Source organism: Falsiroseomonas sp. (assembly GCF_030695085.1).
GTDB lineage: Bacteria > Pseudomonadota > Alphaproteobacteria > Acetobacterales > Acetobacteraceae > Falsiroseomonas.
The window spans coordinates 1-7,851 of record NZ_JAUYTS010000190.1 but is presented as its reverse complement, the minus strand read 5'-3'; the positions used below and the strand labels follow the sequence as shown (position 1 = coordinate 7,851).

Below are 7,851 nucleotides of genomic sequence, written 5' to 3'. Positions count from 1 at the left end.
GGCTGAAAGCCTTGTTGGCTTCGGCCATACGGTGCGTGTCTTCGCGCTTCTTGACGGCAGAGCCACGGTTGTTCGCGGCATCCATCAGCTCCGCGGACAGGCGGTCTTCCATCGTGTGCTCGCCGCGCTTGCGGGCGCTGTCGATGAGCCAGCGGATCGCCAATGCCTGGCGGCGCTCCGGCCGGACCTCGACGGGGACCTGGTAGGTCGCACCACCGACGCGACGCGAGCGGACCTCAACGGCCGGCTTCACATTGTCCATCGCCTGGTGGAACACGCCCAGCGGGTCGGCATTCGCACCGCCACGGCGGCGCAGAGTGTCCATCGCGGCATAGACGATGCCCTCGGCGGTGCTCTTCTTGCCGTCGTACATCAGCACGTTCATGAAACGGGACAGCACGAGGTCACCGAACTTGGGGTCCGGCAGGACTTCGCGCTTGGTGGCGCTATGGCGGCGCGACATCTCTCAGTTCCTCACTTCGGACGCTTCGCGCCGTACAGCGACCGGCGCTGACGACGCTTCGCGATGCCCTGCGTGTCGAGCACGCCGCGCAGGATGTGGTAGCGGACGCCCGGAAGGTCCTTCACGCGACCACCGCGGATCAGCACAACAGAGTGCTCCTGCAGGTTGTGGCCCTCGCCGGGGATGTAGCTCACCACCTCGTAGCCATTCGTCAGACGCACCTTGGCGACCTTACGAAGCGCCGAGTTCGGCTTCTTCGGTGTGGTCGTGTAGACGCGCGTGCAGACGCCCCGCTTCTGCGGGCTGCCCTGCAGGGCCGGAACCTTGTTCCGCTTCGCGATAGGCTCACGCCCCTGGGCGATGAGCTGGTTGATCGTCGGCATGACGCCCCTTCGTGCTCGTCTCGTCCCCCCTGCGCCGCAAACAGGACGGCCCGCGTGAAATGCCAAGTGGCATTCCCTGCGGGCACCTGTCCGACCCCCGGTCTAGGCTCTCCATGAGGAGAGCGGTGCCGGAAGCGCGTCGCTGGAGACCAATATCAGCCTGGCCGTGTCAGCGCAGACTGCGCCATCTCCGACCAAGGTCGCGCCTAATATCCGGCGCCCTTGGTTGAGTCAAGCGAAGTGGTGCCCCAACACGGTGAAGGGGCACCATCCGCCTGCTATTCCGCCGCCCGGGCAGGCCCGGCCAGCGGGGTCGGGGCGACCGGCAGGCGCCCCCGGTCACGCTGCGCCGCCACGGCGCGCAGCTTGTTCATGACGGACCCCGTGCCGGCCGGGATCAGGCGCCCGACGATCACGTTTTCCTTCAGACCCATCAGGTTATCCACCTTGCCCGCCGTCGCCGCCTCCGTCAGCACCCGCGTCGTCTCCTGGAAGGAGGCTGCGGAGATGAAGGAGGTGGTCTGCAGCGATGCCTTGGTGATGCCCTGCAGCACCGGCTCAGCGCGCGCAGGACGTTCCTTGGCGGCCAGGCGCTTCTCGTTCTCGATCTCGAACTCGATTCGCTCGACCGTCTCGCCCACCAGATAGGTCGTGTCACCCGGATCCAGGATCTCGACCTTCTGCAGCATCTGCCGGACGATGACTTCGATGTGCTTATCGTTGATCTTCACGCCCTGCAGTCGGTACACGTCCTGCACTTCATTCACGAGGTAGTTGGCCAGGGCTTCAACGCCCAGCACTCGCAGAATGTCATGCGGCACGCGCGGGCCGTCCACCAGCGGGTCACCGGCCTTCACATAGTCGCCTTCCTGCACGGACACATGCTTGCCCTTCGGCACCAGGTATTCCCGGGGCGTGGAGGGCTCGTCACCCACCTGCTCCGGCACCACCAGGATGCGCCGCTTGGCCTTGTAGTCCTTGCCGAATTCCACTCGCCCATCGACATCGGCGATGATCGCCGCGTCCTTCGGGCGCCGCGCCTCGAACAGCTCCGCCACCCGCGGCAGACCGCCGGTGATGTCGCGGGTCTTGGAGGATTCGCGCGGCATACGGGCAATCACGTCGCCGGCGGCCACTTCCTTGCCGTTCTCGATCGAGAGAATCGAGCCCGGCGGCAGGAAGGTGATCGCCTCCGAACCATTCTCGCGCTTCACCACCTCGCCCCGCACATCGCGCAGGATCAGGCGCGGGCGCAGATCGGCGCCACGGCCGGTCGACTTGTACTCGACCACCTCCTTGAAGCTGAGGCCCGTCACCTCGTCGGTGCGGTCCATCAAGGTGATGTTCTCGAGCATGTCGGCAAATTCGACCTTGCCCTGGCGCTCCGTGATGATCGGCAGGGTGAAGGGGTCCCACTCGGCCAGCTTCTGGCCGCGCGTGACGGTCTCACCCTCCTCCAGCAGCAGCCGCGCGCCGTAGGGTACGCGGTTGCGGCCGCGCTCGCGCCCGTTCACGTCATACAGCACCGCCTCGCAGTTGCGGCTCATGACGATCGTGGCGTTGGAGCTGTTGATGACGACCTGGCGGTTCAGGAACTTCACCGTGCCATCGGCAATCGCCTCTACCGCGGAGGTTTCCGCGCCGCGCTGCGCCGCGCCACCGATGTGGAAGGTACGCATGGTGAGCTGGGTGCCCGGCTCGCCGATCGACTGCGCCGCGATCACGCCCACGGCTTCACCGGTGTTCACCGGCGTACCGCGCGCGAGGTCGCGCCCGTAGCACATGGCGCAGACGCCAACCCGTGCATCACAGGTCAGCACGGAGCGGATCTTCACCGCCTCCACGCCGGCCTTCTCGATGAGCTCGGCCTCCGGCTCCTCGACCAGCGTGCCGATCTTTACCAGCACCTGGCCATCGGCCGGGTCGATGACATTCTCCTGCGTCGTCCGGCCCAGGATGCGCTCGGACAGGGAGGAAACGGTCTCGCCGCCATCCATCACGGCCCGCACGGTGATGCCGCGCTCGGTGCCGCAATCATCCTCGACGATGATGCAGTCCTGCGCCACGTCCACCAGGCGGCGGGTCAGGTAGCCGGAATTCGCCGTCTTCAGGGCGGTGTCGGCCAGGCCCTTGCGGGCGCCGTGGGTGGAGTTGAAGTACTCCAGCACGGTCAGGCCTTCCTTGAAGTTGGAGATGATCGGCTGCTCGATGATCTCGCCCGAGGGCTTGGCCATCAGGCCGCGCATGCCGGCCAGCTGGCGCATCTGCGCCGGCGAGCCACGCGCACCGGAGTGGGACATCATCCACACGGAGTTGGCGGGCTTGCCGATCTCCTGCTTCATGATCTCCTTCATCATCGCCTGCGCCACTTCCTCGGTGCATCGCGACCAGGCGTCGACCACCTTGTTGTAGCGCTCGCCGGCAGTGATCAGGCCGTCAAGATACTGCTGCTCGAACTCCTTCACCTGATCCTTGGTGCCGTTGATCATGGCGTCCTTCGTCTCGGGGATGACCATGTCATCCTTGCCGAAGGAAATGCCGGCCATCGCGGCGTGCTTGAAGCCGAGACCCATCAGGCGGTCGGCGAAGATCACCGACTCCTTCTGGCCACAGTGACGATACACCGCGTCCATGACGTCCGAGATCGACTTCTTGGTCAGCTGGCGGTTGATCAGGCTGAAGGGCACGGCCGGGTGCAGCGGCAGCAGCGCACCCATGAACATACGCCCGGCCGTCGTCACCGCACGCTCGGTGACGATATTGCCGTCCTTGTCGGCGGCCTTGCGGCGCGCGCGGATCTTGCTGTGCAGGTTGATCACGCCAGCCGCCAGCGCCTGCTCGATCTCACCGATCGAGGCATAGGCCGGCGCCTTCTGCTCCTCCGCCACCTTGAACTCGGGCGTCTCGAGCGAGAGGTAATACAGGCCCAGCACGATGTCCTGCGACGGCACGATGATCGGCTTGCCATTCGCCGGGCTGAGGATGTTGTTGGTGGACATCATCAGCACGCGGGCTTCGAGCTGCGCTTCCAGGGACAGCGGCACATGCACCGCCATCTGGTCGCCGTCGAAATCCGCGTTGAAGGCGGTGCAGACCAGCGGGTGCAGCTGGATCGCCTTGCCCTCGACCAGCGTCGGCTCGAAGGCCTGGATGCCCAGTCGGTGCAGCGTCGGCGCGCGGTTCAGCAACACCGGGTGCTCGCGGATCACCTCCTCGAGGATGTCCCACACCTCGGGACGCTCCTTCTCCACCATCCGCTTGGCGGCCTTGATGGTGGTGGCGTGGCCGTACTTCTCGAGCTTCGAGTAGATGAACGGCTTGAACAGCTCCAGCGCCATCTTCTTCGGCAGGCCGCACTGGTGCAGCTTCAGCTCCGGACCCACCACGATGACCGAACGGCCGGAATAGTCGACGCGCTTGCCGAGCAGGTTCTGCCGGAAGCGGCCCTGCTTGCCCTTCAGCATGTCGGACAGCGACTTCAGTGGGCGCTTGTTCGCACCCGTGATGGCGCGGCCGCGGCGGCCATTGTCAAACAGCGCGTCCACGGCCTCCTGCAGCATGCGCTTCTCGTTGCGCACGATGATGTCCGGCGCGCGCAACTCGATCAGCCGCTTCAGGCGGTTGTTGCGGTTGATGACGCGGCGATACAGGTCGTTCAGGTCGGAGGTCGCGAAGCGGCCACCATCCAGCGGCACCAGCGGGCGCAGCTCGGGCGGGATCACCGGGACGACGTCGAGGATCATCCACTCCGGACGGGCACCGCCCTCTCCGAAGCTCTCCAGCATCTTCAGGCGCTTCACCAGCTTCTTGCGCTTGGCCTCGGACGTCGTCTCCTTGAGGTCGGCACGAAGCTGGGCGGCTTCCTTCTGCAGGTCGATGGCGGCGAGCATCTGCTTCACCGCTTCCGCGCCGATGCCGACGCTGAAGGCGTCCTCGCCGAACTCGTCCTGCTTGTTCTGGAACTGGTCCTCGGTCAGCAGCTGGTGCAGCTTGAGGTCGGTCAGGCCCGGCTCCAGAACCACATAGGATTCGAAGTACAGGACCTTCTCCAGCTCCTTCAGCGACATGTCGACCATCAGGCCGACGCGCGAAGGCAGGGACTTCATGAACCAGATATGCGCGACCGGGCTGGCCAGCTCGATATGGCCCATGCGCTCACGGCGCACCTTGGCCAGCGTCACCTCCACGCCGCACTTCTCGCAGATGATGCCGCGGAACTTCATGCGCTTGTACTTGCCGCACAGGCACTCGTAGTCCTTGATCGGCCCGAAGATGCGCGCGCAGAACAGGCCGTCACGCTCCGGCTTGAAGGTACGGTAGTTGATCGTCTCCGGCTTCTTGATCTCACCATAGGACCAGGAGCGGATCTGCTCCGGTGAGGCGATCGAGATGCGGATCTGATCGAAGGTCATCTGCTGGCCGGTCTGGCCCAGGATCTTCATCAGTTCGTTCATTTGGTCCACTCCGTCCGGCGCGTCAGCCCGAGGCCTCGCGCCACGAAAAGGGAGAGACCCGCGCCAGCCGAAACCGGCGCGGGGGAGTCAGAACAGCCGATCAGGTCGGACGGTTCTCGAGGTCGACATTCAGGCCGAGCGACTTCAGTTCCTTCACCAGCACGTTGAAGGATTCCGGAACGCCGGCTTCGAAATTGTCCTGGTCGCGCACGATGGCCTCATAGACCTTGGTGCGGCCCGAGACGTCGTCCGACTTCACCGTCAGCATTTCCTGCAGCGTGTAGGCGGCGCCATAGGCCTCGAGCGCCCAGACCTCCATTTCGCCGAAGCGCTGTCCACCGAACTGCGCCTTGCCGCCCAGCGGCTGCTGGGTGACCAGCGAGTACGGGCCGATGGAACGCGCGTGGATCTTGTCGTCCACCAGGTGGTGCAGCTTCAGCATGTAGATGTAGCCGACCGTGACCTTGCGCTCGAAGCGCTCGCCCGAACGGCCATCCGTCAGCCAGGACTGGCCGGACTTGTCGAGGCCCGCCTTGGTCAGCATGCCCTCGATGTCCGCCATGCGCGCACCGTCGAAGACCGGCGTCGCAATGGCGACGCCCTTCTTCAGGTTCTCGCAGAGCTCGATCAGCTGGTCGTCATCCATCGGATCGATCTCGTTCTTGATCGTCTCGTCCGGATAGGCCTCGCGCAGCTTGGTGATCAGCTCCTCGCGCATCGCACCGCCGCGGCGATACTCCTCGACCAGGTCGCCGATCTGGCGGCCGATATTGGCGCAGGCCCAGCCCAGATGGGTCTCGAGGATCTGCCCGACATTCATGCGCGACGGCACGCCCAGCGGGTTCAGCACCAGGTCGACCGGCTGGCCGTTCTCCAGGAACGGCATGTCCTCGATCGGAACCACACGAGATACGACGCCCTTGTTGCCGTGACGGCCGGCCATCTTGTCGCCCGGCTGCAGCTTGCGCTTCACCGCGACGAACACCTTGACCATCTTCATCACGCCGGGCGGCAGTTCGTCGCCGCGCTGCAGCTTGTCGACCTTGCTCTCGAAGCGCTTCTGCAAGCGCTCGACCGCCGCGTCGAACTCGCGCTTGATGCCCTCGATCTCGGCCATCGCCGCATCGTCCTGCACGCCGATCTGGCGCCAGGTCTGCTTGGCGAACTGCTCCAGCACCTCGTCGGTGATCTCCGTCCCGGCCTTCACGCCGCGGAAGCCACCGGATGCCTTGCGGTTCAGCAGCCGCTCGCGCAGCCGCGAGTGGAAGCTGCGCTCCTGGATCGCCTTCTCGTCGTCACGGTCCTTCGCCAGGCGCTCGATCTCGGCGCGCTCGATCGCCATGGCGCGCTCGTCCTTGTCGACGCCGCGGCGGCTGAACACGCGGACATCGACGATGGTGCCGGCCACGCCCGGCGGCAGCCGCAGCGAGGTGTCGCGCACATCGGAAGCCTTCTCGCCGAAAATGGCGCGGAGCAGTTTTTCCTCAGGTGTCATCGGGCTCTCGCCCTTCGGCGTCACCTTGCCGACCAGGATGTCGCCCGGCTGCACTTCCGCACCGATATAGACGATGCCGGCCTCGTCGAGGTTGCGCAGCGCTTCTTCACCCACATTCGGAATGTCGCGGGTGATTTCCTCCTGGCCCAGCTTGGTATCGCGGGCGTTCACCTCGAACTCGTCGATATGGATCGAGGTGAAGACGTCGTCGCGCGCGATGCGCTCGCTGATCAGGATGCTGTCTTCGAAGTTGTAGCCATTCCACGGCATGAAGGCGACCAGGGCATTGCGGCCCAGCGCCAGCTCACCGAATTCGGTGGACGGGCCGTCGGCGATGATGTCGCCGGCGTTGCAGCGGTCGCCCACCTTCACCAGCGGGCGCTGGTTGATGCAGGTGGACTGGTTGGAACGCATGAACTTGCGCAGCCGGTAGATATCGACGCCGCGCGTCGTGCCGTCATCGCCCGTCGCCCGCACTACGATGCGCGCGCCGTCGATGCTGTCCACCACGCCATCGCGCTTCGCCACGATCGTAGCACCACTGTCGCGGGCCACCGCCGCTTCCATGCCGGTGCCGACCAGCGGGGCGTCCGCCTGGATCAGCGGCACCGCCTGGCGCATCATGTTGGAGCCCATCAGCGCGCGGTTCGCGTCGTCGTTCTCGAGGAACGGGATCAGCGCCGCGGCGACGGAAACCAGCTGCTTCGGCGAGACGTCGATCGCCGTCACTTCCTCCGGCTTCACCAGCCGGAAGTCGCCGCCATCGCGCACGGAGACCAGCTCCGCCTTGAAGTTGCCGTCCTCATCCAGTTCCGCATCCGCCTGGGCGACGACCAGACGCTCCTCCTCCATCGCGGAGAGGTAGCGTGGCGCGCCGGTGACCTTGCCTTCCTTCACCAGGCGGTAGGGCGTCTCGATGAAGCCGTACTTGTTCACCTTGGCAAAGGTCGCGAGCGAGTTGATCAGTCCGATATTCGGGCCTTCCGGCGTCTCGATCGGGCAGATGCGGCCGTAATGCGTCGGGTGCACGTCGCGCACCTCGAAGCCGGCGCGCTC

4 protein-coding genes are annotated in these 7,851 nt (G+C 65.5%); all 4 read right to left on the bottom strand.

All coding sequences use genetic code 11. The features are described from left to right. Positions 1-463, bottom strand: a 463-nt coding sequence (gene rpsG, locus Q8S40_RS20465; protein WP_305671880.1) for a 30S ribosomal protein S7, incomplete at its 3' end; no start/stop codon positions are given. 11 nt (positions 464-474) lie between these two features. After that, positions 475-846: a 30S ribosomal protein S12 gene (gene rpsL / locus Q8S40_RS20460; protein WP_168034994.1), complete on the bottom strand. Its 372-nt coding sequence runs from the start codon at positions 844-846 to the stop codon at positions 475-477. 278 nt (positions 847-1,124) lie between these two features. After that, a complete protein-coding gene (gene rpoC, locus Q8S40_RS20455; RefSeq protein WP_304811726.1) occupies positions 1,125-5,300 on the bottom strand; it encodes a DNA-directed RNA polymerase subunit beta' in 4,176 nt (1,391 codons plus the stop codon). A 100-nt stretch (positions 5,301-5,400) separates the two neighbouring features. Beyond that, positions 5,401-7,851, bottom strand: a 2,451-nt coding sequence (gene rpoB / locus Q8S40_RS20450) for a DNA-directed RNA polymerase subunit beta (RefSeq protein WP_305671879.1), incomplete at its 5' end; no start/stop codon positions are given.

Bases quoted from the DNA above. Each gene is read 5' to 3' on its own strand.
- rpsL (WP_168034994.1), bottom strand. From the start codon at position 846: ATGCCGACGATCAACCAGCTCATCGCCCAGGGGCGTGAGCCTATCGCG.
- rpoC (WP_304811726.1), bottom strand. From the start codon at position 5,300: ATGAACGAACTGATGAAGATCCTGGGCCAGACCGGCCAGCAGATGACC.